Here is a 25,869-nt window from a genome sequence, read left to right as displayed (position 1 = left end):
CACAAGTTGCGAGCTTGCTAGAGATGTTTGGTGATCAGTGGTTATGTTCGAGCTTTTAAGGTTAACACTTCAGCTTCTTTATTTAACTCAACCAAACGTGCTGACATCAATTGATGCACCTTAGTATTTAAGGCTTTAACCTCATTTTTATCTAAGCCAGCCGTTGGGATAGGTTCCATCATCTCCACAATCACCACACCGTTGTTCCAACGATTAAGGTTAATGTGGCTCTGACACGAAGCTAATACTGGTACTATCGGCGCTTGAGCGGCTATTGCTGTATGAAATGCTCCCACTTTAAACGGTAACAATCCGCGACCGCGAGAACGAGTTCCTTCAGGAAATATCCATACCGACAGTCCTTTATTTTTCATTCTTTCTACGGTTTTAGCCATAGTATCAAAAGCACTGTGACGATTTTTACGATCAATAAGAATATTGCCCGATAACCAATAAATTTGACCAAATAGCGGCATCCACGCCAGGCTCTTTTTACCTAAGCTAACCGTCGCTTTTGGTACCACTGACGTGTGAGTAAACAAATCAAAATTATTTTGATGATTCGCAAGATAAATGCAAGGTTCCGATGTAGCACTTACAGGATGAACACGTTTAATGACCTTAATGCCTAATATTGGTGCAACAGAACCAAAGATACTGGCAATTACATGTACATTATTACGATGCATTGGCCGCACAAGGCAAAAAACAATCGAAAATACAAAGAGTAAAAATAAAAGTACGGCGAGAATGATTGAACGAGCGATAAGCAGCACAGCATACTCCTGCAATAAAATTGGCGTCAGTATAACGATGCTAGTCTAGGGACTCAACGTTTTGTTTACATATGTACGCTGAAATACTCTGCCCCTGTGATCTGGGGCAGAATAACTTAGCTTATATGACAGCTAGATGGCAGATAATTATTTAGCAGGTTGATGTGCTGATGTTGGTGAACGTAGCTTAAGTAGCATTCTAAATAACAATGCACTTAATGCTAACGTTGCAACAATAGCGGCACCACTGGGCAAGTCGTAGCTAGCAGACAACAGTAGCCCAGCAATATAGCCCACTATGCCGACACAATAAGCCCACACTAACTTGGTTTTACCTTGATACTTATTTAATGCCAATGCCGGTAAAATAAGCGTGCTAAACACTAAGTACACGCCTACTAACTCCACCGACAAAGTAATCACTAATGCAAATAAAAAGTAAAAACCTGCACCATCTAATATCCGTGGTTTAGCGATGATCACCCCAAGAATACCTGCAGAGACCACTGCAGGTAATGCTAATTGAGACCAACTCACCCACAATATTTGACCAGACATTAACTGCTTTAATAATTCAGCGCCATGAGGATCATTGGCTAACAATAACATTGCCGCCACCGCACTGAGCACATAAAAACAACCAATAAATGCCTCGAGTTCACCGACTAACCGTTTTGCCATCCAAGCGATCACACCCGCACCAGCTAATGCAAATAACGCAGGCATCCATACATGAGCAAACGGTAACTCTTCTACTCGATGATCTATGTGCGATACGATTGCCCCCAATGCAGCGACCTGAGCGATAGCCAAATCAATGAAGATAATGCCACGCTTTAGCACTTGTTGACCTAACAACACATGAGTTGATAACACTAATAGTCCTGCCACTAACGCAGGCAACAAGATAGACAGCAGCTCGACATCAAACATAGTGTTATTTCACTCCATTTAATAATGTCAGCAGACTATCATATAGACTGATCAAGTCTTTACTTTCATCGTTACCGCCTACCGACATCGGTAACACCAATACCGGCAGATTTGCGCGTTCACCTAACCATTTAGCCCCTCGTTCATCTTGGTATGAAGCCACTATTACCGCCATTACATCGCCTTTTTCAGCACGAGTAAGTAATGAGGCTAGATGGCTGCTGGTGGGTGCTAAGCCTGGTTTAGGCTCAAGATCTGCCACTTGCTCTATTCCAGTCCAATTAAATAAATAACGGAAGCTCGAATGATAAGCGATGACCTTTTTGCCGGCTAAGTTTTTAGCTTGCTCTTGCCACTGCGGTATTTTAGCCTGCCAACGTTGGCTAAAGTCGCTCAACGACTGGGCATAACGACTGGCATTTTCTGGATCAACTTCAGTAAGCTTAGCGCTCAAGGTCTGCGCAACGGTCAACATCCGCAAGGGATCTAAATGCAAATGAGGATTTCCCTTTGCATGCACATCGCCCATTGAACGATCCACTTGGGTTAACTTATCTAAGGTATCAATTTGATCTGCGGCAAAAAACAAGCCTTTATCCGTTGATCGAACCTTAGGATTAGCAGACTTCATTTGTAACATTGGCAACCAACCAATTTCTAAATCGGCCCCGGCACACACAACCAAATCAGCTTGGCGCATTTTAGCAATCAAGCTTGGTCTTGCTTGTACTTGATGTGGATCTTGCATCGCTGTGGTGGCCGAATACACCCTAGCATCGGGCGCTAAAGTTTGCGCTAATGCGGCATATTCAGGTTCACATGCAAACACGTTCAGTTCCGCTTTAGCTGTCGCGGTAAACAGCAGCGACATTGAAGTCACTGCTAAAAGCAATTTAGAATTGATGCGCACCGTGAGCTCCTAATGACATGACATATTGTAAAGTAAAGATATTATCATCTTCAAAACCATCGAAATTAGTTCCAGTCTGATGAGTGTATTGCAAACGCACGGTCGAAAAATGACTGCTATGCCAAGCAAGACTGACTTCTGACTCTTTTAATTTCTGTGGGTCGAGGTGATCTTCATGGATTTCATTAGTATCAATTTGACCGTAACGAATCCCAGCAGACCAACTTGGTGAAAATTGATACACACTACTCACGTACCAACCTTGATGATAGTCATCGGTACTAACGTCCTCATGATCTGCCTCAAGAATATGTCCTGGCTCCATACCAAAAATATCAGTGACTCTAAAATATTCGCCACTGACGGTTAAGTTTTGATATTTGTAATTACCATTCGGTGCCCACTTATAAACAAAGTCAGCAATGTAGGTATTTTCGCCTGTGTAAGATGCACTATGACTATGCTCAGCATGTCCTTCTTCATCAGCCGCTTCGTCTTCGTGCTCGTCTTCGGCATAAGCTTGGCCATTCTGATTACGCAAATAGCTCAATCCTAGTTGCCAAGAACTCTCGATACCAATGTCACCACCGATTTTGGTTAATGCCGTATACACGCCAACATCATCAAAATCACGCTCTCCGTGCTCATCTGTAGCGCGTAAGCTTTCGCCTTTAAATGCTTCAACACCCATGGTCCAGTATAGATCTGTTGGGGCCACATAATTTAAACGAATACCATCATCAAAATAATGACCACCTAAAAATGCACGATAGGCCGCTGGACGATCCGTAAATGCATCGGTATGTAAATGTTGATTATTTAAATAACCAATATCCGATAAAAATCGACCCGCACGAACCGATAAACCGTAAGGCATCGCTAACGTTTGGATAAAGGCTTCTTCTAAATTAAGCTCTGTTTCACCGTCATGAGACTCAACAACTGCGGTCACTTTACCGTAAAACATTTCATCAATATTGGCACTTAATGCCAACTCTGTTTCGCCTAAACCAAAACCTTCAGCACGCTCAGCTAATGGTCGGTCGCCCGTTTGATAATAACCATCGAGCACAGCACTAATACTAGGATTAGTTAAACTAGAATCTTCTGCCATTGCAGAATACGAACTCACAGCACAAGCCAGTGCCAATAACGAAACACGTGTGTTTAACGCAGACATAATATCTCCAAAATACAACAAGTAGCCGCCTACCTAGGTTTAGAATAAACCGGCAGATAACGGAAAATAAATCATTACAATGTTGGACTAACGAGATACAGGTGGGGCACGACTTTGGTAGTAGGCTTGGAATACGCTAAGTAAAAAAGGCAGCGAATATTGTTGGCGTTCGAACGTTTGCTTAGAAACGGCAAAAACTAAATTGGAAGAGTGAAGCGTTTTATTAAGCTGATGCTGATGAAAACACAAAGTACAATGATTTTGTACCCCGTCATCGAGATGTTTAACTGAGTGTGCAGACGCAGCAATAGACAACACAATCAAAATGGCACTTAGCCAGATTGCGATAGTTTGTCTTATTTTGATGCGGGAACTCACCAGAACAACTCCACCAGGTAAATAAAAGTGAGCATTAGTGTAAAAGACCGCAGCTGAAAAGCAACACTTAGATTGTGACAATTCATGACAACCCGTTCACAATCGCGTGCATTAACAATTAATCTTAACAACTAATGGGTAACTAAAACGTTATTTTTAAGATAGGCTTAAGCTATTACCCATACCATAATGGATGTGTAAAACATCATCATTACAGGACAAACACCATGGCACAATTTATTAAAGAAAATATTGGCATCATTTTAGTCATGATCATTGTTGGGGTTGTCGTGCTAGGCGGGATTTACTATGTTGAAGAATCACTAGAAAGCCAAGTTATTGAAGTTAAATAACAAACTTATTTCGCGTGCGTCTCTGCATTAGGATCATTTTCAGGCGCTTCAATCAGCTGCAAGTGGTCCATAATATGAGATAAACCCACCATAATAACAGCCAAAATAATCAATGGTGTAGTGATAACGGTTACACCCTCAACAAAATAGCCTACTACAGCAGCAATAACCCCACCATAGAAACCGACTATTTTAACAACTGACAAATATTTATTATGCCCAAGCCATGCAGCGCAATGAGGGCATTGAACTTCTACTGACAAACCTTTCCCGCGACTGTCATTCACCTTCGCAATTGAAAAAGATTTATAGCAATGAGCACATTGCAGCGACATGATAATTTCCTCAGTTCAATAATGGCGGCAAGTGTAACAAATTAACCTACCAATTACTGTATTTGGCTCCTATAGGATTTTTCCATTATCATAGACGCAACTCAGAGCCCTAGGACAACCTTACATGCTACGGATTTTACTAACGTTATTATTATTCACATCGGCAGTGTTTACGACACAATCACTTCGTGCAGAACAAGACGCTGTTACACCGATTGTTGCCACTAGTCAGCTAACTGATACTCAAAATCAAATCAGCCGTTTACAACAAACTATCGAGCAAGATACCAGGCTATTATTTAAGGCAAAAGGTGAACTACGTACATTTACTGAATATCGCATTAAAAACAAGTCGTCTGAATTACGCGACAAAATTGGTCAACTTATTGCCACACCAGACGCAGACCAGCAATATCTAGTCACCTTAGTGCAAAGCCAATTGGCCTTTTTAGAGAATGTCAGTGCGTACTTAGACGCCCAAGTTATGGCCATGCGCCTTGGAGTAAGCCAAGGTGATGACAGTAAAAACATCTTAGCCATTTCACAACGAGAATTTGAACGCGACCATTACCTCAAGGCACAATTAACCACTCTTCAGTGGGCAGAAACACTGAATATAGATGTGAGTGTCCAAAAGCAAAAATTGACTGAGTTTATGCTCACTAGAGCGGATCAGTTCGATAGTTTAGTGCATTACACACAAGATGAATTACAAAAAGCCGTTGCAGAAGCCGCTGATGCAGGTGCAGATATCACCACCGAACAAAAAGCTGATGTGGTGGCACTAAAAGAACGCTTGGAGCAAAGCAGCTCTAGCTTAGCGGTTTCAGCGGGCATACTCGAAACATTAGGCCAGAACGTGGCACCATTTAAACAAACATTGTTTAGTGTGTCTGGTGATATCACCCAAGATGTATTGAATTTTAGTGTCGCGTCTAATCTGCTACAAGGTTGGGGTAAAGTCATTAAAGATCAGACGATTAATAATGGACCCAGTTTAACCTTTAAGATTTTAGTGTTTCTATTCATATTATTTGCGGCAAGTTTAATCGCCAAAATTGTTACACAAATTATCTCAAAAACAGTACGTGCATCGAAATTACAATTTAGCCAACTGTTGCAAGACTTCTTTATCTCGTTGTCGAGTAAAATAGTGTTTGCCCTAGGATTATTGATTGCCTTATCACAGCTCGGGTTTGAGCTTGGGCCGTTACTCGCTGGTTTTGGTATTGCGGGAGTCATTATTGGTTTTGCACTGCAAGATACCCTGTCTAACTTCGCTTCTGGCATGATGATCTTAATCTATCGTCCATTTGATGTCGGCGACTTAATCAATGCAGCTAATGTTACCGGTCGCGTCAGCCACATGAGCCTAGTATCAACAACAATCAAAACGCTAGATAACCAACGCCTTATTGTGCCAAACAATAAAATCTGGGGCGATACCATTAACAACATCACCGCAGAGCATCAGCGCCGGGTAGACATGACCTTTGGCATTAGCTACAGCGACAATGTTGAACATGCAGAAACCATATTAAAAAGTATTGTAGAACAACATCCTAAGGTGCAAGCGCATCCAGAACCGATAGTAAAACTCCACACATTGGGCGAATCGTCAGTCGACTTTATTGTAAGGCCTTGGGTTAAACCCGATGATTACTGGGAAGTATACTGGGACATTACTCGCGCAGTGAAAATACGCTTTGATGCGGAAGGCATTAGTATTCCGTTCCCGCAACGCGATGTACACATATATCAAAAATAAGCTTTGCGCTTAGCAATAAAAAGGCTCAAGTCGATGACTTGAGCCTTTTTATTAATAGATAATGTTAGGCTTATAAATAAGTGATGCTGCCCTGTAAATGAGGTCGGCGGCCTTTAACATCACGCATTTCAAAACGTTTACCATTTTCAATACTTTCAAACGCAAACGTCACTTCAGACGGCATAAATACTGGCAGTTTAAATTCAACATCAACTTGAAATGGTCGATCGCCAACAAACGTCATTAACTGAGACATCACCCGCGCTTTAGACCACATTCCATGCGCTAACACTCGCTCAAAACCAAAGCGTTTTGACAACAATGGATGTAAATGGATCAAGTTATAATCGCCAGAAGCTTTAGCATACCGACGGCCTAAATCATCGGTTAAGCGCCATTGCTGAACGTTTTCCCATACCATTTCTGACGCTTTAGGCGGACGAGCACGACGACCAGCAGACTCGATACGATATAAGTAAGTTGATAGCGCTTGCCAAACTAACTCTTCACCGACAAACACCTTAGACACCAAATCAAACTCAAGCCCCGCATCGGTAGTACGGCTTGTGGTTAATTCACACTGTACAATTAGGGTTTCATCCGCTCGTACTGGGCGTAATACACTAATACTATTCTTTAAATGAAGCATGCCAAGTAACGGAAATGTCACCGCTTTATGGGTAAAAATCATCGCATGCAAACGAAATGCCCAGACATACAGATACGTTGGCGGTAACGTCATACCGTCATATTCAAAACTGCATACCGCAGCATATTGGCTAATTTTATCTTGGGACAACACCACATTCGACGCTTGTACATAAATATTCGGAAGCGGTTGTTGGTTCCATCCCGGTTTACGTCCAAACAGGATTTTGCGATACAAAGACAAAAGCGAAGGCATCGCTTTTAATTCGATAGCGTAGTCGTGACTCACAATGTTGTACCCTAAAGTAGGCAGCAAAAAAGCTGTGCTGCAAAACGATTAATAGATGATTATACCTTAGACTCTTGCAGTTGCTAAACCGCTAATTACTTAATGCGTTTAAAACAGCATGTCGAGACAACATATATTGATGCCATCAACACAAAAAATACTCGACACAATTGTTGTGACAACTCACTTACTACAACTAATTTACCTTTACCTTTTTCAACCCAAAATGCGACAATTACCCGACTTAAATGACTTAACGTAGCCGATACAGTGCAAGATAAAAACTTCGATAAACTTAGCCAAAAGTTTGCCCAAAATATTTACGGTACCACTAAAGGTGAAATCCGTGCTGCAGTATTATGGCGCGACTTAGCACCTGCCCTAGCCAGCCTTGGCAAACCACGATTACGTATTTTAGATGCCGGTGGCGGTTTTGGTTATTTGAGTCAAAAACTAGCGGCTTTAGGTCATGATGTTGTGCTGTGTGATATTTCAGAACAAATGCTTTCTCTAGCACGGCAACAGATTGAAGCCTCAAATACCGCATTATCGATACAGTTAATCCACAGCCCAATACAAGCATTAACCGTTGAAGATTATGGTCAATTTGATGTCATTCTCTGCCATGCGGTAGCAGAATGGCTAATTGATGCTCGTAGCACCTTGCAAGGTTTATTGAGTTTGCTAAAACCTCATGGTTTATTTTCTCTGATGTTTTTTAATAAAGAAGCCTTACGGTTTCATAGCTTAATATCAGGTAATTTTGACTATGTTAACCGTGACTTTAAGGTCAAAAAGAAGGTCGGATTAACGCCGACTCACCCGCTGTATATTGAAGATGTCCGCAGTTGGTTTAGCCAATGGCAACTGTCGATGGTGAGTCAGTCGGGGGTAAGAGTTATCAATGATTACTTGAAAAATAATCTGCCACCTAACTTCGACAAACATCAACTGATTGAAATGGAGTTGGCCTACTCTCAACAAGAACCTTATTTGTCGCTTGGGCGCTACATTCACTTTGTAGGCCGATCGATTTCATAATAAACCCATTGCTTTAGCACTTTATTTTCAATAACTTACTTATTGAATAGCTCGCGCGTCATCGACATTAACACTGTAAAAAGCTACAGCGAGTAATCGTTGCACCTTGCTGTTTTAGTAGGTCAGGAATGGCTTGCTGCCCGACAATATGGCCCGCGCCCACCACGATAAATAATTGTTTGTGGGTTTTACTTTGTAACAACTGGATGATTTTTTGCGCCATCGTGTGATTACGTTGCCACAACAGTTTTTCGAGTAGTTCATCAGCATCGCCCGCTTGCGATTCCATAATGTTTGCTAGAGCATTACCATCACCTTGGCGCCAAGCGTAGATTAAATCAAGCATTTCAGCATCGCTAGCGTTAATCGAATCATCAAGCATTTGCAGTTGAGTCGCGGTTGAAAATGATGAGATTAATTCAAATTGAAACTGAATACTCTCCAGCTCAACTACATTTTTACCACTGCGATTTGCCATAAAATAAGCGTCGACACCCTGCTCTGCGCTGTAACCTAATTGCCCAAAACGGCCCATGCTAATTTGCGCAGACTGCAACCAAGGTGCATACGGTGCCAGTGCTTGGCACAAGGTTTGATGACTTTGGCAATACTCTTGCCGAGTCGCATTAACGTCTGCGGCAATATCTGCCGACAAACCACCATACCGTTGTAATAACGCTCCAGTATCGCCTTGGCTAATATCTGCTTCAACAACCAGTGCATCCGATTGTTTAAATGCTGATTCTATATGCTGTGCTAGTGGGTAGAAGTCTTGACGACCAACATGAATGGAGCCCAATAAATACGCTTGCTGTTGCTGATACTCAATTTTGTAGAATACCGGAGAATCCAACGCAGCTGCCGATGTGGATGTAAAACACAGTAGTAATGCGACTAAACCGTAGCAATTTCGCTGTAAGCGACCATAAATCAAATTGATATTGAAAATAAGCCGACTTTCTCTTGTTGCCTGCATACTAGCTCCTTATAATTAACTTTATTCTTTGCACATGCACTATGAGGCAATTATGCCGTACACCAATGTTTTTCTACAGATAAAAGAAAACCTGCAAATAGCCTATAGACAAGCCATTGATTCAGATGCTCGCCTAGATGAATTACGTAAAGAAGGCCACGGCAAGTTTGTGGCGATTTTTACCGAAGAGCAAGGTTTTACAACTAGTAGTAATCGTTTCTTACCTTATGTACAAGAATTGGTTGCTGAATTTGATGCGATGCAGAGCAGCACTCATGTTGCACCAGAAACACTTGAAGCCTTTGTCAAAAAGCTTGCGGCCTTACTGCAAACACTACAAGTATTTAAACTCGCCAAATAATCGGTATGCTCATAGGGTCTGTTGATCTTTCAAAGTTGTTTTTGCAGCTATATTGTTAGTCATTTAAACAAGGCAGAGGCTTTGTCGTGTAGTTATTCTACACAAAGAGCCGATAACGCAGTAGAAATGACTAACAAACACAGCCCGAAGGGTTCGACTAAAAACGTTTTACTCTTTGTTGAGTGCCTCTTATTGAGAGATTGTTGCTTAGATTGCTAGGCACCAATCACCTCGATTAACACATTTTTATCTCGAACAAAATTTAACTAACAAAGATCAACAGACCCTAATACTTTCTTATTAGGAGCTTTCCATCATATGACATAATCTTGTCATATTTTCGCAATAGACTTGTCTCTCATTGGTAACAATACCAAACGCAATGCCGTTAGGTAATAAATAGAATGAGACGCAAAGATGACGGCTTTACAGCTAGTAAGCGAACTTGATCACATCATAGAACAGCAATCTATCGACGCTGTATTCCAGCCGATTTTCAATGTTTCAACAAATCAATTGCACGGTTATGAAGCGCTCAGTCGTGGCCCTAAAAATAGCCCGTTACACACGCCTTTCGCTCTATTTACTACCGCCGAAAAACAAAACTTATTAAGCGAACTTGAAACCTTATGTCGCAGCATTTCAATTAATGCATTTCACTCACGCCAGCTTAATGGCAAGCTATTTATTAATATTTCACCAAAAGCATTGCTCGATCCCAATCATCCAAAAGGCATGACACTACAGCTTATTAAACAGTTGGGGATCAACCCGTCGGATGTGGTTATTGAATTATCCGAACAATATCCTGCCGACGATATCGACTTGCTAAAGTCCTGTTTAAACCATTATCGCAATCAAGGGTTTTTAACCGCTATTGATGATTTAGGCGCCGGTTATTCTGGATTACGCTTGTGGTCTGAATTAGCACCAGATTATGTCAAAATCGACCGCCATTTTATTCATCAAATAGATACCACCGCGGTAAAACAAGAGTTTGTCCGCTCTATTGTCGATTTATGCCAAAACTTAACCTGTAAAGTGATCGCAGAAGGCATTGAAACCAATGAGGAACTCACCACTCTAAAACAATTAGGGGTAACCTATTGCCAAGGCTACTTTCTTGGACGACCAGCTCTCCATCCAAACCAGCAATTTAGCAGTGAACTGAGCACTCCCATAGCTCAACCTAATTCTCGTTATTGTGAAACAGCTGAAAGTTTATGCACCAACGCCATAAAAGCATCTCCTGGTACACAACTTAAAAAAATCAGTCAGACTTTTGCTGAACAACCAGCATTACAAGCCATTGTGGTAACCGAAAATAACAAGCCATTAGGTATCGTCAATCGCAGCACATTACTCGAGCTATTCAGTACACCTTATGGCCGTGCATTACACGAAAACCGCCCTGCGAAAATGGCAATGGACACCAAGGTGTTACACATTGACGCCAACGAACAGCTTACCTATGTCAGTCAATTACTTACCTCAGATTCAGTCAACACGGTGGCGCAACAGTTCATTATTTTGCGAAATCAGCAGTTGATTGGCATTGGCCATACTAAAGATTTATTACAGCGTATTACTGAACATAGAATAAAAATGGCGCGACACGCAAACCCTCTCACCAACTTGCCAGGAAATGTGCCAATACAAGAAGAGCTAAAACGCTTAAGGCTACAAAAAAAATCTTACTATCTTGCCTATTTAGATTTAAGCCATTTTAAACCTTACAACGATATTTATGGATTTTGGCGGGGGGATGAAGTCATTCAGTTAGTAGCAAACTTGTTGCTGCCTTATCAAAATGAACATTGTTTTGTTGGCCATATTGGTGGGGACGACTTTGTTATGATAAGCATGCAAGACGACACGCTAGCCAATTGCCAAACAATTATTGAATTATTTGAGCAACAGAAAATGAGTTTTTACAATGGCGATCACTGGCAGGCGCAAACAATGCAAGCACAAGACAGACAGGGGCTGCAATTCCAATACCCTTTGGTTTCATTATCCATTGGGGTTTTACCGCCATTGGTGACCCAGCAAGCAACAGAATATCAAATATCAACGTTAAGCGCCCAGGCCAAAAAGCAGGCAAAAATCGCTTCAAATGGATTTTACCTGCATGAAAAACAATCGACATTGCTTAGCTTATAATTTGGGAGCTACCGTTTTTTGTAACCAATCATCAAATAAGTTGGTTTCATATTGAAACGGTCTGTTATTGAAATTACGTGTATTGTTCATAAAACTCATGTCGATAATTTTTTCATCTCCAGCAATAATGACTTTGTCACCTTCATTTATGCTGTAACTAAACGTCGCTCTGGGTGGGTATAAATCTTTTACAATACGTAAATCACCTGGCGTAGCCCCAAATGTTGGTCGCATGTCTCCAGCCAAATCAAGGTTGGTCACTTGCATTTGCAACGTCTGCCCTGGCTTAAGGATTTTTTCAGCTTGTTTATTGATGTTTTTGGTTAAGGTTTCAAATAAACGGTTTTCAAAGCGCGATTGAAGTTCATTTGAAGTTTTGATATCACGAAAATCTTTTGGATTTTGCCACTCAATTTTAACCATCCCCACTTCGGTAACCGGGTTCGGTTCTGGCGCATCTTCGGCCAGAGCAACTTGGCATACCAATACCGGTGCAAGCAGTAAATATTTTACGTTCATAATAGACCTCCAAAGGGCTTAAGACGCTTACAACACAACCGCCTCAAACGGTAGGTTAAACAATCAATTCAGCACGTCATGTTTAACGTTTATCTAAACTGTTGTTGTCATATTGCAATGCGGATAATCGTCATTAAATTGAATGTTAGCCATCTAGCCAGCATCATATGTAATAACTATAGACCTGTTAAGCTGAACCAACGCTTAACAGTTTCATCCCACTAAAAAGGAAACCGTGCGCTCAATAAAGGATAGGTTTGACGCATTATTTTTGGCTTGGTACTGAATTTTTTACCCACAGGTGCGTTTAGCCCAGATGGCACAAACGGCAACTCATCCCCATTACGGTCTTCGTAAATTTTACCTGCAATTAAATCGTACTCTTCTACAAACGGGTAAGCATAATCATCCACTAACGGCCATTGTGCTAACTCACCCAAGCAATCAGGATTGGCAATAACCTTGTCATACCATTGCTGACCTAACGACAGTAAAAAACATCTAAACTCGGCAAAGGCATAGTCAGAGTCGCAGCCGGTAATGATGTATGCCGCGCCCCAAACTGACCATAAATAACTACGGCGTAATTGTTGGCCTAACATTTTATCAAATGTCTTTAGCGCTTCATCATCCAAGACTTGCAATTGTTCGCGTAAACGCAATTCAAGATCAGCAGAAGACTGCTCCGGTTGATCTCGTGTTACTAGCGCCCAAAAATGTGTTTCTGTCATCAAAATGTATCCATCACTCTATTTTGTGAGATATTCTACCTCAAATTTTCCAGCTAGATGATCAATATGAACCAAAATGCAGCCCCCCGAATGCCAATTAGAGTCATGCTTCTTATCTCACTGTATGTTGTACTCACGCTTATTGCTATTTGGCGCGCGACAACTTATCAAGCATATGATTTATTAACACTGGGAGTGATACCGGTTTTTATTGGCTTAATCAAACGTGCGGCATGGACAAAAGTACTGTTGATCAGTTATGTATGCTTACAAACTCTCGGACTTGCAGCGATGACTACAACAGCAGTGATTGCTTATCAAATCACCCCTGATGACGTAAAACTGGTGTTTCAAGGTTATAACATTCCATTGATCCCACTGTGGTTGTTACTGTTGAGCGTGGTGGTATTTCAATGGTGGGTTGGACAGTCTAACGTGACTAGAGACTATCTCGTTAAAAAGTAAGCATAAAATGCTATTACTCAGGCCTGACTGCCATCCTCAGGCCATTTTTAGTGTATAATTCGCTCATGCGCGCAACATTAAAACAACAAAATAATAATAAATATATCTGTGGAACGTGAATTATGACTAGTTTATCCCCAAGTGAATTATCCATCCTATTACTTGAGCCTTCAGAGACTCAACGTAAAATTATCATTACACGTCTTCAGCAAGAAGGAGTGAGCAGCATTCAAACTGCCGCAACGATCGCTGAAGCCAAAACGATTATTCAACGCCATAAACCTGACTTAATCGCCAGTGCGCTGCATTTTGTCGATGGTGAAGCCACAGAACTACTGCAGTACATCAAAAGTACCCCCGCATTAAATGATATTCAATTTATGCTGGTTTCCAGTGAGTGTCGCCGTGAACAACTCGAAATCTTTAGGCAATCAGGTGTTGTCGCCATTTTGCCTAAGCCATTTAATGCAGAGCATTTAGCCACGGCACTTAATTCAACCATTGATTTACTCAGCCACGACGAGCTGGATTTAAGCCACTTTGACGTGCATAACATCAGGGTGCTAGTGGTTGATGATAGCCGAATGGCGCGTAATGTGATTAAACGCACTATTGGCAACTTAGGGATGCAACTGATTACTGAAGCGGTTGATGGTGAGCAGGCTATCAATCTGATGAAAGAAAACATGTATGACTTAGTGATAACCGACTACAACATGCCTTCGGTAGATGGATTAGCATTAACGCAATATATCCGTAACCACAGTCAACAATCACATATCCCGATTCTAATGGTGTCGTCAGAAGCCAATGATACCCACCTAAGTAATGTATTTAGTGCTGGGGTTAACGCCTTATGTGATAAACCTTTCGAACCACAGTTAGTAAAGAAAATTCTTTACCAACTGCTAGAAGAATAACCACAGAGCGAAAAAAGACATTATTTGTACTGATTTTGCTGTAAAACCACTACAGATACTGAATTTATGGGATAAAGTGCTTTTAAACCAGCATGGCTTGTGGCATGTTATTCATGTTTTAAAAAACACTTCTATGGAAAGCAGAGAATATCAATATGAACAAAAGTGAATTAATTGCAAAAATCGCTGAAAATGCGGAACTAACTAAAGCTGAAGCTGGCCGCGCACTAAAATCTTTCGAAGAAGCGGTAACTGAAGCCATGAAAAATGGTGATAAAATTTCTATTGTTGGTTTTGGTTCTTTTGAAACCACTCAACGTGCCGCACGTACTGGCCGTAACCCGCAAACTGGCAAAGAAATTCAAATTGCTGCAGCTACTGTGCCTAAGTTTAAAGCTGGTAAAACACTAAAAGATAGCGTTAATTAATTATACGCTCAGTCTTTTTTTGATAGAAACCTCCTCTGTGGAGGTTTTTTATTGGTTATTTTTCAGCTTTGCTTATTCTGTTATCCAGATGCCCGAGTTAAATTAATAATATAGACCACCTCAGACCACCTACTATCCCACAGCAAAACGCTAATCTACTCAATATAAGCGAATATCTAACGCTGATGTATTGTTGCACATTAAAAGTGCGCTCCTGCATCATTTAGCAGCAACAAAGATGCAACAAAATGATCCAGAACTACATAACTTACTAATTTAAAATGTAAAAAAATATTGGCATGCGATTCGCTAATTAATCTTCAGACAAACCAACATTGAGCTCATTTAATGCTACATAAATGCCTCAGTGATAATAAAACTTTAAGGGATGAAGATGAAAAAATCACTATATCAAGCAATTGCGTTATCAACAGGCTTATTACTAAGCGGCTCAGCCCTTGCTGAAGTCACTGGCAATATTGGCGCAACATCGAACTACTTATGGCGTGGCACCACACAAACCAATAATGAAGCAGCCGTTCAAGGCGGCATTGACTATGCTCATGAGTCTGGATTTTATGCCGGTACTTGGGTATCAAATGTCGATTTTGGTGATGAAACCAGTTACGAACTAGACCTTTATGGTGGTTATGGCGGTAACTTTACTGAAGACCTAACTTACGACATCAGCTACCTTTATTATGCTTACCCAGATGCTGGTGGCAGTATTGATTTTGGTGAAGTGGCCTTGGTGCTTGGATGGAAATGGTTAGATGTTGGTTATTCTCAAGTGATCAACGCTGACTCTGATGTGTCTGGTGCAAGTGACGAAACAGATTGGAACTATATTCAAGCCAATGCCAGTTTCCCGTTAACAGAAAAGCTCAGCATTGCATTCCACTACGGTTATTCACAAGGCGATGTTGTTGAAGATTTATTTGGCGACACCTATGCAGACTACAACGTGACTTTAAGCGCTGAAACAGACCTAGGAACAGTCTCATTTATGGCCTCTGACACAGACTTACCAGACAATGATGCTAAAGTTGTTTTAGGCTACTCATATGGCTTTAGCCTATAACGAGTAACCCTATCGCACATGCGCTTTGCTGTATTCGTGTTATCGACGCCACCTAATTGAAGGTGGCGTTTTTTTACCTGCTTGAAAGCGGAGCATTATCTACGCTCAGCACATCCAGAATATTTGATCACAAGCACACTCTACGCACCAACTAGTTGGTTTTACTAGCAAGAAAAACAATTAATGCTAAGCTCAAAGAGAAAGGTAAAAATAGCTGTCCAACTGAGGAAAAATATTTTACTTCCCTATTTAGGTTTTTTTAGTTAGAAAATGCTCATTGAATTAATACCACGCTTTTATTCAACATGAGGGTTTTGTTATGGCTAATCTTAGTGAAAGAGTGCCTGATGACACAGAAATGGACGCGATGACAACGCCTAGAAACGTTAAATCCGCCGAAACATTACAACATAAACGCCAAGTAAAACGCAGATTAGAAGATTTCCTCGAACAAGCTCAATTACGTAAAGCAATTGGTGACGACGATTTTTTCTAAAAAATAGGGATAAACGCCAATGTCGTTTATCCCTGTCTATTTTAAGCGAGCGAACTTAGGCACTACTAAGCGCTATTTAATTGCCTATGCACTTTTAGTTTGTATACGCCTAGTGTGCTTACCAACTTGTGCTTGTGTGAGTAGCAGCTCAGCTTTGGCACCTAGATACACATATATCCCTAACCCAACCAATAGCCCCACGACCGCTAACATCATCAAAATGGCAGGCTCAATATATTGTTTTTCTCCCAGCGATGCTTTAAACATCGTCAGCAAAGCTTCAATTGAAATCGCAATCAAAATGGTCGAAATAAACCGCGTAATCGTTCTACGAGTCGAGCTGTGACGGAAGATATCTTTATGCATCAGCACTTCTTCTTCCAAAATGGTTTTACCCAAATCAAAAATAGCTAATGCCAATGTAAGAAAAATGATAATACCAAAGGGCTGTAGCGGATCATGGGTCGCAGATATTTGGCTAAACAAGGCATAAATATCGCGGATCACGGTCCACATGAGTACGCTCACCAACACAAACAGACACAATACAATCGCAGTATAAATACTTTTAAAAAACGGAGACATTTTACGCCGAGCACTGTCGCCCATCATAAACTCGATCAATCGTGTTAGGTTGACATCAATAACCACAATAACCACTTGCCCAGAGGCCGATTTAATCATTTGTGATGCCGACAAGCACAACCCACCACCAGAGTTTGATAAATAGGGTCGAGTAATATGAACGGTGTCGATAGCGATCAATTGAGTAAAATAAGGTCGTTGGCTTCGGTCAACATGATGACCGCAAGCCATTAGCTTAACTTGCTGATTAATGACGCTGATATTAGGACAAATCTGCATCCCTTGCTCATCAAGTAAATAAATGAGTTCAACGAAGGGATAACTAATCGCCATGTCTTCAAAAATTTTTGCCGAAATGGGTTGTTCGAATAAATTAATATCTCCCACACCGATCAAAATAGATTCTAATAATTCGTGTACCAGATGTTCATATTCATGGTAACGCTCGATCACACTTAAATAGCTCATCGCTGCCATAGGATTTCCTTTTAATCTAGATTACTTTAGCTAAAGCAGTTTTAATGCCAAATAAATAAGCTATTATTTTTAGATACTTAAATAAAGTGTCTGGAAGGAATTGCGATATAAACTGATTTGTCGCACCAAAATAGTGCTACATTTGAGGTTTTTTTTCATTGCCGTTTTGCAATCAACATCTGCTAATATAAGTGCTAATACTGCTTACAATATTTTCAAGATTAGGAAAAGACAATGTCTGACTCTTTATTGCGTTATCAACAAGATATTCGTCGTTTTTCTGATGAATTAATTCGTATCCAAGCACCGATTAAAATTTTAGACTCGATAAAATGGCCAAGACAAGTTGAAGATGACTTTTTAGCTAAACAAAGCAAAGAGTTACCCAACATCAGCAATGATTTCTATCAATCGATTCCTTTATCCTTTAACGCAGATCAGACCCAAACTGACCTACAAGGGTTAAAAAATGCCGTTGAGCGAGGTTTAGGTAAACGCGATAAGTTAGGTAAAATTTTACTGGCTAACATTGATCAATATCGGATCGTGATAGACATGCTACACAATCGTGGCAAGCCAATGTTTGGTAAACTCAGTCAAGAATTGTATGGCAGTGCCAGCCACAAATTACATGGCGATCGTCATACGGTACGCCAACTGGGCGATCGTTTAAGCCATATATTTTCGTTACCTGCTGCGCGCCACATGAGTAGCCGTCATCCAAAAATTATCAGCGCACCAGAAGCGGTCAATGTTCTCAGTGAGCGTTTAGTAAAATATTTTCACAACGATGAAATTCACGTTAAATTGAGCGATGGTATTGTGTCTGACGCTGCTGTAGGTGGTGACACCGTAAAACTCAACACCCGTGCCATGTTCAGCGAATCTGATTTGAATGTGTATGAAGTACACGAAGGCTGGGTTCATGTGGGCACCACGCTTAATGGTCGTGCGCAACCACATGCGACTTGGCTCAGTGTCGGTTCTCCGCGAGTGACAGCGTCGCAAGAAGGCTTAGCAGTGTTGATGGAAATGCTGACCTTAAGCTCAAATCCGGGTCGTGCACGACGAATTAGCGATCGTGTATCTGCTGTCGACATGGCTGAACAAGGTGCCGATTTTATTGAGGTCTATCGCTACTTTAGAAACCTAAACCTGAGTTCAAAAGACAGTTATCGTGTTACTCAACGGGTATTTCGTGGTGGTATGGTTGGCGGAGGCAGCTTTTTCACTAAAGATATCTCCTACGTACGCGGTTATGTTGAAAACATTAACTTTATCCGTAGCGCCATTAGCACGGGTTTACCAGAGTTAATCCCTATGCTGTTTTTAGGTAAATTAGCCATCGAAGACATTCCGGTTCTGTATCAAGCTTACCAGGAAGGCATTATTGCCCGCCCTAAATATTTACCACCAATGTTTGAAGACATTAGCGGCCTTTATGCCTGGTTTGGCTTTGCGTCCGGTATCGGCAATATCGACTTAAAAGGGGTGCAACGCCATTTTGCACGCCAATTCAAAAATGTTGTCCCTACTTCTGCAGTCGACTTATTTGAAGATTCAGAGTTTGATAACAACTTCGAATAAACTGCAGTCATAGTTTAATTGGCTAAGTGACTAAGTGACTAAGTGACTAAGTGACTAAGTGTGGCATAAGTCACACTTAGCCTACTAAACAAGTGTAATGCTAATGCCTTGTTACCTAGTGAGTTTGCTATAGTGTAACTACGGCTATGGTTGAGACTTGCTATGAAACACATTCTATTTTCAGCGTTATTTTCAATGTTATTATCCAGCTTGATATTAATGAGTGGCTGCACGCCAGCAAGCCCTTCACAAGCATTAGGTACCTTAGAGCGCGACCGAGTCATTCTTCGTTCAACCGCAGCAGAAATCATTACTGCACAACCCATTAAAAAAGGCATGCAAGTCAACGCCGGTGACTTATTAGTCCAATTTGATACCCACAAACAAGCCGCGCGCTTAGCGGTAATGCAAGCCGAAGTGGTTAAAGCCCAAGCCTACTTATTAAAACTCACTAATGGCGAGCGCCCAGAAGATATCGCCAGTGCCAATTCGGCATTAAAGAGTGCCAACGCCGCCAAAATCGAAGCGCAAAAATCTTATCAACGCAGCGCGAGTTTATTAGCAAAAAACCTGGTCAGTGAAGCAGAGCGCGATCGTGCTTTAGCGCTTCGCGATCAAGCCAATGCAGAATATGATGCCGCCAACGATCGATTAACAATATTGATCAAAGGTGTTCGCCAAGAAGATATTTTTCAAGCACAAGCAGCACTCGATGCTGCCAATGCCAACCTACGTTACGAGCAGCAGGTTTACAGCGACTTAAGCATTCGTGCAACTCGCAGTGGTAAGTTAGATAACTTGCCCTACAATGTTGGCGAACGCGTCCAGCTAAGTGCGGTGGTAGCGGTTATCCAAGCTGATGCTGCGCCCTACGCCAGAGTGTATATACCTGAACCCTATGCAGCTAAACTTCGCATTGGCCAAACGTTGTCTGTCAGTGTAGACGGTATCGACAGCACATTTAACGGCACACTGCGTTGGATAAGTACTGAACCGGCATTTACCCCCTACTACGCACTGAATCAAGCAGATAGGTCACGATTAGCCTTTCTAGCCGAAGTGAGTTTAGACAGTTCGGCCAGCAAACTACCTACGGGCATACCAGCCCAAGTTATATTACCGACACAAAAATGACCTCATCCGTAGACCCACAATGGGTAATTCAAGCTCATGGGCTAACCAAAAAATTTGGCGACTTTACTGCGGTAGAGCAATTAGACTTATTGGTGCCTAAAGGCAACATTTATGGTTTTTTAGGCCCTAATGGCTGTGGTAAATCAACCACTATTAGAATGTTAACCGGTTTACTCACCCCCACAGAAGGCACCATTAATGTCATGGGGTTAGCCATCCCGAAGCAAGCTGAAGCATTACGCCATAATATTGGTTATATGACCCAAAAATTTTCCCTCTACGATGACTTAACCGTTACAGAGAACTTGCAATTTATTGGCCGAATCTATGGTATTGACAATAGCACCTGCAAAAAACGCATTGATCAACTGCAAAGCACTTACAAACTAAGCCAATATCAGCATCAACTGGCCGGTACCCTTAGCGGTGGACAAAGACAACGATTGGCCCTCGCCTGCGCATGTTTAAATCAACCAAAATTACTGTTTTTAGATGAACCCACCTCAGCCGTTGATCCACAAAACAGGCGTGACTTCTGGGAGCAACTGTTCGATTTATCAGAACAAGGCACCAGTATTTTAGTGACTACCCATTATATGGATGAGGCCGAACGCTGCCATAAAATTGCCATTATGGAAAAAGGCAGGATCAGAGCGGATGACACGCCAAAAGCATTAATGGATAACATCAATGCCCATGTGGTTGAAATCAACACCACTGATTTAAGGCCGTTAAAACAAGCATTAATTAGCCACATTGAAGTGACCTCTGCGGCGCAGTTAGGCCATAGATTACGGGTATTGGTCAGCAAACAAGTGGTAGATCCTATCTCTTGGTTACTGCATCAGTGCCAACAGCATAATCACCCCGTTAACCTGCAAGATATTCACTTGGTTAGCGCTAATCTTGAAGACGTGTTTGTCAGTCATACTGGCCAGCGTGTTCCAGCCTCCCATGAAGCAACATAAGGGCTAACAACATGCTGAACAGTATTCGCCATAGCTACATGCGTATTCATGCCATTACCGCTAAAGAAGTTAAGCAGCTTATGCGCGATCGAATTACCTTTGCCATGGTGATAATGATCCCGCTGATCCAGCTGTTGTTATTCGGCTATGCCATCAATACTGATGTGCGGGCAATACCAGTAGCAATTGTTGATCAAAGTGATTCAGCTGCAGGACGCTGGATAGTCGAAGCGGTAAAAGTCACCCAGGTAGTGGAAGTCACATCCTATCTCACGACAGCAGAGCAAGCACAGGCTGCTATTCGCCGTGGTGACATTAAAGCGGCATTAATTTTACCGCCTACTTTGAATGAAAAAATCGCACGCAATGAACCGATTGGCCAATGGATAGTCGATGGTTCAGACACCATGATTGCAGGCGCGATAAAGCAACTGCGCAACCTATCGCTCAACGATATTGTACCGGAGCAAACCAGCAACCAATCTCGGTTTGAAGTTAGCTTATTTTATAATCCCGAGCAGCGATCCGCGGTGAATATTGTTCCAGGTTTAATCGCCGTCATTCTGACCATGACCATGGTGCTGTTTACTTCATCAGCTATTGTTCGTGAGCGTGAACGCGGCAACCTTGAATTATTGATCACCACCCCAATAAAGCCAATAGAACTGATGATTGGAAAAATATTGCCATACATCGTCATCGGCTTAGTGCAAATGACCATTATTTTAGGCTTAGGCAATATTATTTTTGCCGTGCCCATCAATGGCGCTATCAGTCATTTATTGTTGGGCACGTTACTGTTTATTACCGCTAGCCTGACATTAGGGTTAATCATATCTACTATTGCAAAAACACAGCTACAAGCCATGCAAATGACCATTTTTGTATTATTGCCAACCATATTACTCTCTGGATTTATCACCCCATTAGAAGCCATGCCGACAGCAGCAAAATGGATTGCCGAAGCACTGCCAGGAACCCATTTTATGCGGGTGATCCGAGCGATTGTGTTAAAAGGGGCAACGTTAGGCGAGTTAATAAACGATGTATTGTGGCTGGTGGGTTTTACAGTCATTGGATTATGGATTGCAGCGATGCGATTTAGCAAACGATTAGATTAACGCCTATTGTATGACTCCAATAGGCGCTAGAAAAATGGGTCTAGTTATAAGCCACGGTCGATGACATATGCCTCGCCGTTACACTCTAAATAAACAGCACAAGACGAGTAATTAACTTTGCCGCATTGCTTCAACACAATGGCATTACCGCCTCGTTGGGTCACTTGTAATTTGAGTGACTTAGTCATTGAAGACAAACTTGGAAGATCATCTAACTTTTCAGGATCTGATGAATTTTCACAATATGAAGTGGTCACATCGCCAAGAAACTGTGCTTTGAACCTAGACATTTCTGCTGAGGTGTAGGTATCAACCCCTGCTATTGTGGCGTTACCTAGCGCAATTGTACCCGCATTGGTTCGCAGTGACAGGTTAGAGCAACCCGACACAAACACCATACTCAAGATGGCGGCAACAGAGACAGTAAAAACAACGTACTTCATAAAAAATCCTTTTAAAAAAGCATGTTCATCAATGTACTGATAAACATGCTTAATAATCATTTGGCTAAAGTTAACCTAAAATAACACTTAGCCAACTATTTACGACAATATTAATTGGCTTTTTGTTTTGCGTTAAGCGCTCTTTGCTTGAGAAAGTATTCGCGAGTTAAGCCAAATACCACAGGACTTAATAGCACTAACGCAATTAAGTTTGGAATCGCCATCATCGCGTTCAATGTGTCGGCTAATAACCAAATAAATTCTAGCGAACTCACTGCACCTAAAGGCACAACCAAGGTCCAGATTAGACGAAATGGCTTAACTGCTTTGTCGCCTAATAAGTATTGAACACATTTTTCGCTGTAGAAACTCCACCCTAAAATAGTGGTAAAGGCAAACACAGCCAAAGCGATGGCCACGATATAGTTACCCATGGGCAGTGCATGTGAAAATGCTAGAGAGGTTAATGCTGCGCCGTTTTCGCCAGATGTCCACGCACCAGAAACCACAATCGCCAAGCCCGTTATTGAGCATACAATGAGCGTGTCAATGAACGTACCTAACATGGCCACTAAACCTTGCTTCACTGGGTTATTCGTTTGCGCCGCCGCATGGGCAATTGGCGCACTTCCTAACCCGGCTTCATTTGAAAATACCCCACGTGCCACACCAAAACGAATCGCAGCCCATACCGCCGCCCCCGCAAAACCACCTTGGGCCGCTACTGGGTTAAAGGCACTTTCAATAATCAACATAAAAGCAGCAGGCACTTCGTCTGCATATACAACCAATACCGCTAAACCAGCGGTAATATAAAATACCGTCATCAATGGCACTAACTTACCAGCCACTTCAGCAATACGTTTAATACCGCCCATGAGTACCGCACCCACCAGCACCATTAACACCACACCTGTAACCCAACTAGGTACACCAAAGTTACTGCTCATCGCATCAGCAACTGAGTTAGCTTGTACGGTATTACCAATACCAAAACCGGCAATGGAGCCAAACAGAGCAAATGCAGTACCTAACCAGGCCCATTTGCTGCCTAAACCATTCTTGATGTAATACATCGGGCCGCCAACATGGTTACCGTTAGCATCTGTCTCACGATATTTTACCGCCAGAACGGCTTCCGAAAACTTAGTAGCCATACCCACGAGCGCCGTACACCACATCCAAAATAATGCCCCTGGCCCACCAATAAAAATCGCCGTAGCCACACCAGCAATGTTACCCGTACCAATGGTGGCCGATAATGAAGTCATGAGGGCATTAAATGGACTGACATCACCTTTTTCACTTTCATCAGTAACCTGACGACCCGACCATAATAATTTAAAACCTCGATTCAGCTTTAAAATAGGCATGAATTTTAAGCCTATCGACAAAAACAGCCCGACCCCTAAAATCAAAATAAGCATGGGAACGCCCCATACTATACTGTTAATCATACTGACAAATTGCGTGACTGCTTCCATGTAAAAAACCTCATAATGAGTAATGACTTATGTCGAATATTATAATTATTAGATATTTGGTTATTTTTATTATGGTTACAGTGGCCCAACTCCACTGCAACGATTGCATTTTTTAGATTACCCCGATTAAGTTAACCATGGCAACCCACCGCATGAGCTAATGAATCATCTTCAAGATGAGTCATTAGGTCATGCGCATACAAATTATTTTTCGAGTACCACTTTCAATGACTCTAGACCTTGCTGTAAATCAGCACCTATCATGGTTTCAAAATCGATAAACAAAAACATTAAGTTAGTTGGATAAGCAAAATGACCACTAAAACCCCAATCAACTTTAGTTTGATTAGCATTAACGGCTGCAGTGCTCATATAGGCAGGCTCGGTCGCTTCAAAGGGTGAGATAAACCGTAATTCAAAATCGATACGTTTACCTTCATCTATGGCAATAATTTCTTGCTCGCCAACACCTACATCAGGGTTTTCACTGGCCCAAGCAGACACAAAGCCTACTGTCGCATCAGTACCGCGGTAGGTTTTGACCATATCGGGATCCATTTGCGCCCACTTACTAAAATTATCCTGGTTTTTTAGATGTTTAACGTAATTAAAAACCTCGGAAATCGGTTTATCTATGGTGATAGTACGAGTGACTGAATAGTCTTTTTGAACAAATAGGGCGACAACAAAAGGGATCGCAATAATAGTCGCGACAACAACGAGAATTTTTCTAAGCATTATTATTATCCTCAAGTATACATAGCGTTATATGACAGACTTTTTGGCTTAATGGCCAAAACGCAATCTCCTCAGTATACCGACTAACAGCAGGCTAACAATAAAAATTAACATCGAGTTAACAGTAGTTTCTCATTAAACACACAACTGACTTTGCACCAACGGCTAGCGCTAGAAATGCACTAGCATGAGCAGAGGCCTTTAATAAATGACAAACCTTTGCCTACATTATATCCACTGATCATTTAACGCCGTTCGATCGCTATCGATTTCGCCCGTATTGACGACACCTCGAGGTTCGATAATCATGATTTTGCATTCTTCTTTCGCCATGGGCTTATGCTCAACACCTTTAGGAATAACATACATTTCCCCAGCCTGAAGTGTGATGTTCTGATCGCGAAAAGCAATCTGCAACGTTCCCTCCATCACAATAAATACTTCGTCAGTATCGGCATGTTCATGCCAAACAAACTCACCCTCGACCTTAACCAATTTAAATTGATAGTCATTCATTTCCGCAATCACACGAGGAGACCAATGCTGATTGAACAAAGAGAACTTGTCATTGAAATTAATCA

General features: G+C 41.7%; 29 protein-coding genes. 14 read left to right on the top strand and 15 right to left on the bottom strand.

The annotated features are described in order from the left end of the window. Nucleotides 1–41: 41 nt before the first annotated feature. The 5 genes from H5181_RS17110 to H5181_RS17090 all read right to left on the bottom strand — a co-directional run bounded on the left by H5181_RS17110 (nucleotide 42) and on the right by H5181_RS17090 (nucleotide 4,177). Nucleotides 42–776, bottom strand: coding sequence for a 1-acylglycerol-3-phosphate O-acyltransferase (locus H5181_RS17110; RefSeq protein WP_182751595.1), 735 nt, complete (start codon nucleotides 774–776; stop codon nucleotides 42–44). 147 nt (nucleotides 777–923) lie between these two features. Then, nucleotides 924–1,709 carry a metal ABC transporter permease gene (locus H5181_RS17105; protein WP_102035805.1) on the bottom strand — a complete coding sequence of 262 codons (786 nt, stop codon included), beginning with the start codon at nucleotides 1,707–1,709 and terminating at the stop codon, nucleotides 924–926. A 4-nt stretch (nucleotides 1,710–1,713) separates the two neighbouring features. Further along, nucleotides 1,714–2,619 (bottom strand): metal ABC transporter solute-binding protein, Zn/Mn family, encoded by a 906-nt coding sequence (locus H5181_RS17100; RefSeq protein ID WP_180957027.1) that lies wholly within the window; start codon nucleotides 2,617–2,619, stop codon nucleotides 1,714–1,716. Next, the gene (locus H5181_RS17095; protein WP_123884000.1) at nucleotides 2,603–3,799 is read right to left on the bottom strand and encodes a hypothetical protein; all 1,197 of its coding nucleotides are present in this window, start codon (nucleotides 3,797–3,799) and stop codon (nucleotides 2,603–2,605) included. The genes H5181_RS17100 and H5181_RS17095 overlap by 17 nt, the downstream gene beginning before the upstream one ends. A gap of 87 nt (nucleotides 3,800–3,886) precedes the next feature. Next, nucleotides 3,887–4,177, bottom strand: a complete 291-nt coding sequence (locus H5181_RS17090; protein ID WP_182751594.1) for an ABC-type zinc uptake system zinc chaperone — start codon at nucleotides 4,175–4,177, stop codon at nucleotides 3,887–3,889. 227 nt (nucleotides 4,178–4,404) lie between these two features. Here H5181_RS17090 and H5181_RS20825 point away from each other — a divergent pair, with 227 nt between their 5' ends. Further along, entirely contained in the window at nucleotides 4,405–4,530 is a 126-nt protein-coding gene (locus H5181_RS20825) for a hypothetical protein (protein ID WP_257984805.1), read from the top strand. A gap of 5 nt (nucleotides 4,531–4,535) precedes the next feature. Here H5181_RS20825 and H5181_RS17085 read toward each other — a convergent pair whose 3' ends face one another. Then, nucleotides 4,536–4,865: a hypothetical protein gene (locus tag H5181_RS17085; RefSeq protein WP_182751593.1), complete on the bottom strand. Its 330-nt coding sequence runs from the start codon at nucleotides 4,863–4,865 to the stop codon at nucleotides 4,536–4,538. A gap of 124 nt (nucleotides 4,866–4,989) precedes the next feature. Here H5181_RS17085 and H5181_RS17080 point away from each other — a divergent pair, with 124 nt between their 5' ends. Next, complete coding sequence (locus H5181_RS17080; RefSeq protein WP_182751592.1) at nucleotides 4,990–6,633, top strand: mechanosensitive ion channel family protein; 1,644 nt, start codon at nucleotides 4,990–4,992, stop codon at nucleotides 6,631–6,633. A 70-nt stretch (nucleotides 6,634–6,703) separates the two neighbouring features. Here H5181_RS17080 and H5181_RS17075 read toward each other — a convergent pair whose 3' ends face one another. After that, on the bottom strand, nucleotides 6,704–7,537 hold the full coding sequence (locus tag H5181_RS17075) for a MaoC/PaaZ C-terminal domain-containing protein (protein ID WP_180957028.1): 834 nt from the start codon (nucleotides 7,535–7,537) through the stop codon (nucleotides 6,704–6,706). Between the two features lie 303 nt (nucleotides 7,538–7,840). Between H5181_RS17075 and H5181_RS17070 the strand changes: the two genes are divergently transcribed. Further along, entirely contained in the window at nucleotides 7,841–8,611 is a 771-nt protein-coding gene (locus H5181_RS17070) for a methyltransferase domain-containing protein (RefSeq protein ID WP_182751591.1), read from the top strand. 67 nt (nucleotides 8,612–8,678) lie between these two features. On the opposite strand, the gene H5181_RS17065 is transcribed toward H5181_RS17070, so the two are convergent. Further along, nucleotides 8,679–9,587 carry a TraB/GumN family protein gene (locus tag H5181_RS17065; protein ID WP_182751590.1) on the bottom strand — a complete coding sequence of 303 codons (909 nt, stop codon included), beginning with the start codon at nucleotides 9,585–9,587 and terminating at the stop codon, nucleotides 8,679–8,681. A gap of 52 nt (nucleotides 9,588–9,639) precedes the next feature. On the opposite strand from H5181_RS17065, the gene H5181_RS17060 reads away from it, so the two are divergent. Next, entirely contained in the window at nucleotides 9,640–9,948 is a 309-nt protein-coding gene (locus tag H5181_RS17060; protein WP_102037830.1) for a prephenate dehydrogenase, read from the top strand. A gap of 417 nt (nucleotides 9,949–10,365) precedes the next feature. Beyond that, nucleotides 10,366–12,111 carry a GGDEF domain-containing protein gene (locus tag H5181_RS17055; RefSeq protein WP_182751589.1) on the top strand — a complete coding sequence of 582 codons (1,746 nt, stop codon included), beginning with the start codon at nucleotides 10,366–10,368 and terminating at the stop codon, nucleotides 12,109–12,111. Here H5181_RS17055 and H5181_RS17050 read toward each other — a convergent pair. Continuing rightward, nucleotides 12,106–12,630, bottom strand: a complete 525-nt coding sequence (locus tag H5181_RS17050) for a DUF3016 domain-containing protein (RefSeq protein ID WP_182751588.1) — start codon at nucleotides 12,628–12,630, stop codon at nucleotides 12,106–12,108. The two genes, H5181_RS17055 and H5181_RS17050, sit on opposite strands and share 6 nt — an antisense overlap. Nucleotides 12,631–12,851: 221 nt before the next feature. Continuing rightward, a complete protein-coding gene (locus tag H5181_RS17045; protein ID WP_123776634.1) occupies nucleotides 12,852–13,361 on the bottom strand; it encodes a DUF4240 domain-containing protein in 510 nt (169 codons plus the stop codon). Nucleotides 13,362–13,427: 66 nt separating this feature from the next. On the opposite strand from H5181_RS17045, the gene H5181_RS17040 reads away from it, so the two are divergent. The 5 genes from H5181_RS17040 to H5181_RS17020 all read left to right on the top strand — a co-directional run bounded on the left by H5181_RS17040 (nucleotide 13,428) and on the right by H5181_RS17020 (nucleotide 16,751). After that, a complete protein-coding gene (locus tag H5181_RS17040) occupies nucleotides 13,428–13,826 on the top strand; it encodes a hypothetical protein (protein ID WP_259397073.1) in 399 nt (132 codons plus the stop codon). Nucleotides 13,827–13,948: 122 nt separating this feature from the next. Continuing rightward, complete coding sequence (locus tag H5181_RS17035; RefSeq protein WP_011638949.1) at nucleotides 13,949–14,746, top strand: response regulator; 798 nt, start codon at nucleotides 13,949–13,951, stop codon at nucleotides 14,744–14,746. A 155-nt stretch (nucleotides 14,747–14,901) separates the two neighbouring features. Beyond that, nucleotides 14,902–15,174, top strand: a complete 273-nt coding sequence (locus tag H5181_RS17030) for an HU family DNA-binding protein (RefSeq protein WP_011638950.1) — start codon at nucleotides 14,902–14,904, stop codon at nucleotides 15,172–15,174. A 394-nt stretch (nucleotides 15,175–15,568) separates the two neighbouring features. Further along, entirely contained in the window at nucleotides 15,569–16,255 is a 687-nt protein-coding gene (locus H5181_RS17025) for a TorF family putative porin (protein WP_011638951.1), read from the top strand. A 319-nt stretch (nucleotides 16,256–16,574) separates the two neighbouring features. Next, nucleotides 16,575–16,751, top strand: a complete 177-nt coding sequence (locus H5181_RS17020; protein WP_011638952.1) for a PA3496 family putative envelope integrity protein — start codon at nucleotides 16,575–16,577, stop codon at nucleotides 16,749–16,751. Between the two features lie 84 nt (nucleotides 16,752–16,835). Here H5181_RS17020 and H5181_RS17015 read toward each other — a convergent pair whose 3' ends face one another. Beyond that, a complete protein-coding gene (locus tag H5181_RS17015) occupies nucleotides 16,836–17,813 on the bottom strand; it encodes a PDC sensor domain-containing protein (RefSeq protein WP_123884003.1) in 978 nt (325 codons plus the stop codon). Between the two features lie 234 nt (nucleotides 17,814–18,047). Here H5181_RS17015 and H5181_RS17010 point away from each other — a divergent pair, with 234 nt between their 5' ends. The 4 genes from H5181_RS17010 (at nucleotide 18,048) to H5181_RS16995 (ending at nucleotide 22,623) form a co-directional block, all read left to right on the top strand. Beyond that, nucleotides 18,048–19,400: a flavohemoglobin expression-modulating QEGLA motif protein gene (locus tag H5181_RS17010; RefSeq protein WP_102036459.1), complete on the top strand. Its 1,353-nt coding sequence runs from the start codon at nucleotides 18,048–18,050 to the stop codon at nucleotides 19,398–19,400. 162 nt (nucleotides 19,401–19,562) lie between these two features. Beyond that, nucleotides 19,563–20,534, top strand: a complete 972-nt coding sequence (locus H5181_RS17005) for an HlyD family secretion protein (protein WP_102036458.1) — start codon at nucleotides 19,563–19,565, stop codon at nucleotides 20,532–20,534. Next, nucleotides 20,531–21,502: an ABC transporter ATP-binding protein gene (locus H5181_RS17000; RefSeq protein WP_102036457.1), complete on the top strand. Its 972-nt coding sequence runs from the start codon at nucleotides 20,531–20,533 to the stop codon at nucleotides 21,500–21,502. The genes H5181_RS17005 and H5181_RS17000 overlap by 4 nt, the downstream gene beginning before the upstream one ends. An 11-nt stretch (nucleotides 21,503–21,513) precedes the next feature. Next, on the top strand, nucleotides 21,514–22,623 hold the full coding sequence (locus tag H5181_RS16995) for an ABC transporter permease (RefSeq protein WP_011638957.1): 1,110 nt from the start codon (nucleotides 21,514–21,516) through the stop codon (nucleotides 22,621–22,623). Nucleotides 22,624–22,667: 44 nt separating this feature from the next. Here H5181_RS16995 and H5181_RS16990 read toward each other — a convergent pair whose 3' ends face one another. The 4 genes from H5181_RS16990 to H5181_RS16975 all read right to left on the bottom strand — a co-directional run bounded on the left by H5181_RS16990 (nucleotide 22,668) and on the right by H5181_RS16975 (nucleotide 25,867). Then, nucleotides 22,668–23,066, bottom strand: coding sequence for a hypothetical protein (locus H5181_RS16990; protein ID WP_011638958.1), 399 nt, complete (start codon nucleotides 23,064–23,066; stop codon nucleotides 22,668–22,670). A 110-nt stretch (nucleotides 23,067–23,176) separates the two neighbouring features. Continuing rightward, entirely contained in the window at nucleotides 23,177–24,550 is a 1,374-nt protein-coding gene (locus tag H5181_RS16985) for a sodium:alanine symporter family protein (protein ID WP_011638959.1), read from the bottom strand. Nucleotides 24,551–24,754: 204 nt separating this feature from the next. Next, on the bottom strand, nucleotides 24,755–25,288 hold the full coding sequence (locus H5181_RS16980; RefSeq protein WP_011638960.1) for an SRPBCC family protein: 534 nt from the start codon (nucleotides 25,286–25,288) through the stop codon (nucleotides 24,755–24,757). Between the two features lie 228 nt (nucleotides 25,289–25,516). Further along, nucleotides 25,517–25,867 (bottom strand): cupin domain-containing protein, encoded by a 351-nt coding sequence (locus H5181_RS16975; protein WP_182751586.1) that lies wholly within the window; start codon nucleotides 25,865–25,867, stop codon nucleotides 25,517–25,519. Nucleotides 25,868–25,869 lie beyond the last annotated feature (2 nt).

Origin of the sequence: Shewanella sp. SG44-2, from assembly GCF_014164215.1 — a bacterium.
Classification (GTDB): Bacteria; Pseudomonadota; Gammaproteobacteria; order Enterobacterales; family Shewanellaceae; genus Shewanella; species Shewanella frigidimarina.
Note: the sequence above shows the minus strand (reverse complement) of the source record. Positions and strands in the feature narration are given on the sequence as shown.

Excerpts from the sequence above, each read along its gene's own strand:
- H5181_RS17040 (WP_259397073.1), top strand. The coding sequence starts at position 13,428 with ATGAACCAAAATGCAGCCCCCCGAATGCCAATTAGAGTCATGCTTCTT.
- H5181_RS17035 (WP_011638949.1), top strand. The coding sequence starts at position 13,949 with ATGACTAGTTTATCCCCAAGTGAATTATCCATCCTATTACTTGAGCCT.
- H5181_RS17080 (WP_182751592.1), top strand. The coding sequence starts at position 4,990 with ATGCTACGGATTTTACTAACGTTATTATTATTCACATCGGCAGTGTTT.
- H5181_RS17000 (WP_102036457.1), top strand. The coding sequence starts at position 20,531 with ATGACCTCATCCGTAGACCCACAATGGGTAATTCAAGCTCATGGGCTA.
- H5181_RS17095 (WP_123884000.1), bottom strand. The coding sequence starts at position 3,799 with ATGTCTGCGTTAAACACACGTGTTTCGTTATTGGCACTGGCTTGTGCT.
- H5181_RS17030 (WP_011638950.1), top strand. The coding sequence starts at position 14,902 with ATGAACAAAAGTGAATTAATTGCAAAAATCGCTGAAAATGCGGAACTA.
- H5181_RS16990 (WP_011638958.1), bottom strand. The coding sequence starts at position 23,066 with ATGAAGTACGTTGTTTTTACTGTCTCTGTTGCCGCCATCTTGAGTATG.
- H5181_RS17005 (WP_102036458.1), top strand. The coding sequence starts at position 19,563 with ATGAAACACATTCTATTTTCAGCGTTATTTTCAATGTTATTATCCAGC.
- H5181_RS17025 (WP_011638951.1), top strand. The coding sequence starts at position 15,569 with ATGAAAAAATCACTATATCAAGCAATTGCGTTATCAACAGGCTTATTA.
- H5181_RS16985 (WP_011638959.1), bottom strand. The coding sequence starts at position 24,550 with ATGGAAGCAGTCACGCAATTTGTCAGTATGATTAACAGTATAGTATGG.
- H5181_RS17050 (WP_182751588.1), bottom strand. The coding sequence starts at position 12,630 with ATGAACGTAAAATATTTACTGCTTGCACCGGTATTGGTATGCCAAGTT.
- H5181_RS17065 (WP_182751590.1), bottom strand. The coding sequence starts at position 9,587 with ATGCAGGCAACAAGAGAAAGTCGGCTTATTTTCAATATCAATTTGATT.
- H5181_RS17045 (WP_123776634.1), bottom strand. The coding sequence starts at position 13,361 with ATGACAGAAACACATTTTTGGGCGCTAGTAACACGAGATCAACCGGAG.
- H5181_RS17015 (WP_123884003.1), bottom strand. The coding sequence starts at position 17,813 with ATGGCAGCGATGAGCTATTTAAGTGTGATCGAGCGTTACCATGAATAT.
- H5181_RS17020 (WP_011638952.1), top strand. The coding sequence starts at position 16,575 with ATGGCTAATCTTAGTGAAAGAGTGCCTGATGACACAGAAATGGACGCG.
- H5181_RS17010 (WP_102036459.1), top strand. The coding sequence starts at position 18,048 with ATGTCTGACTCTTTATTGCGTTATCAACAAGATATTCGTCGTTTTTCT.
- H5181_RS16995 (WP_011638957.1), top strand. The coding sequence starts at position 21,514 with ATGCTGAACAGTATTCGCCATAGCTACATGCGTATTCATGCCATTACC.
- H5181_RS16980 (WP_011638960.1), bottom strand. The coding sequence starts at position 25,288 with ATGCTTAGAAAAATTCTCGTTGTTGTCGCGACTATTATTGCGATCCCT.
- H5181_RS17105 (WP_102035805.1), bottom strand. The coding sequence starts at position 1,709 with ATGTTTGATGTCGAGCTGCTGTCTATCTTGTTGCCTGCGTTAGTGGCA.
- H5181_RS17075 (WP_180957028.1), bottom strand. The coding sequence starts at position 7,537 with ATGCCTTCGCTTTTGTCTTTGTATCGCAAAATCCTGTTTGGACGTAAA.
- H5181_RS17060 (WP_102037830.1), top strand. The coding sequence starts at position 9,640 with ATGCCGTACACCAATGTTTTTCTACAGATAAAAGAAAACCTGCAAATA.
- H5181_RS17085 (WP_182751593.1), bottom strand. The coding sequence starts at position 4,865 with ATGTCGCTGCAATGTGCTCATTGCTATAAATCTTTTTCAATTGCGAAG.
- H5181_RS20825 (WP_257984805.1), top strand. The coding sequence starts at position 4,405 with ATGGCACAATTTATTAAAGAAAATATTGGCATCATTTTAGTCATGATC.
- H5181_RS17055 (WP_182751589.1), top strand. The coding sequence starts at position 10,366 with ATGACGGCTTTACAGCTAGTAAGCGAACTTGATCACATCATAGAACAG.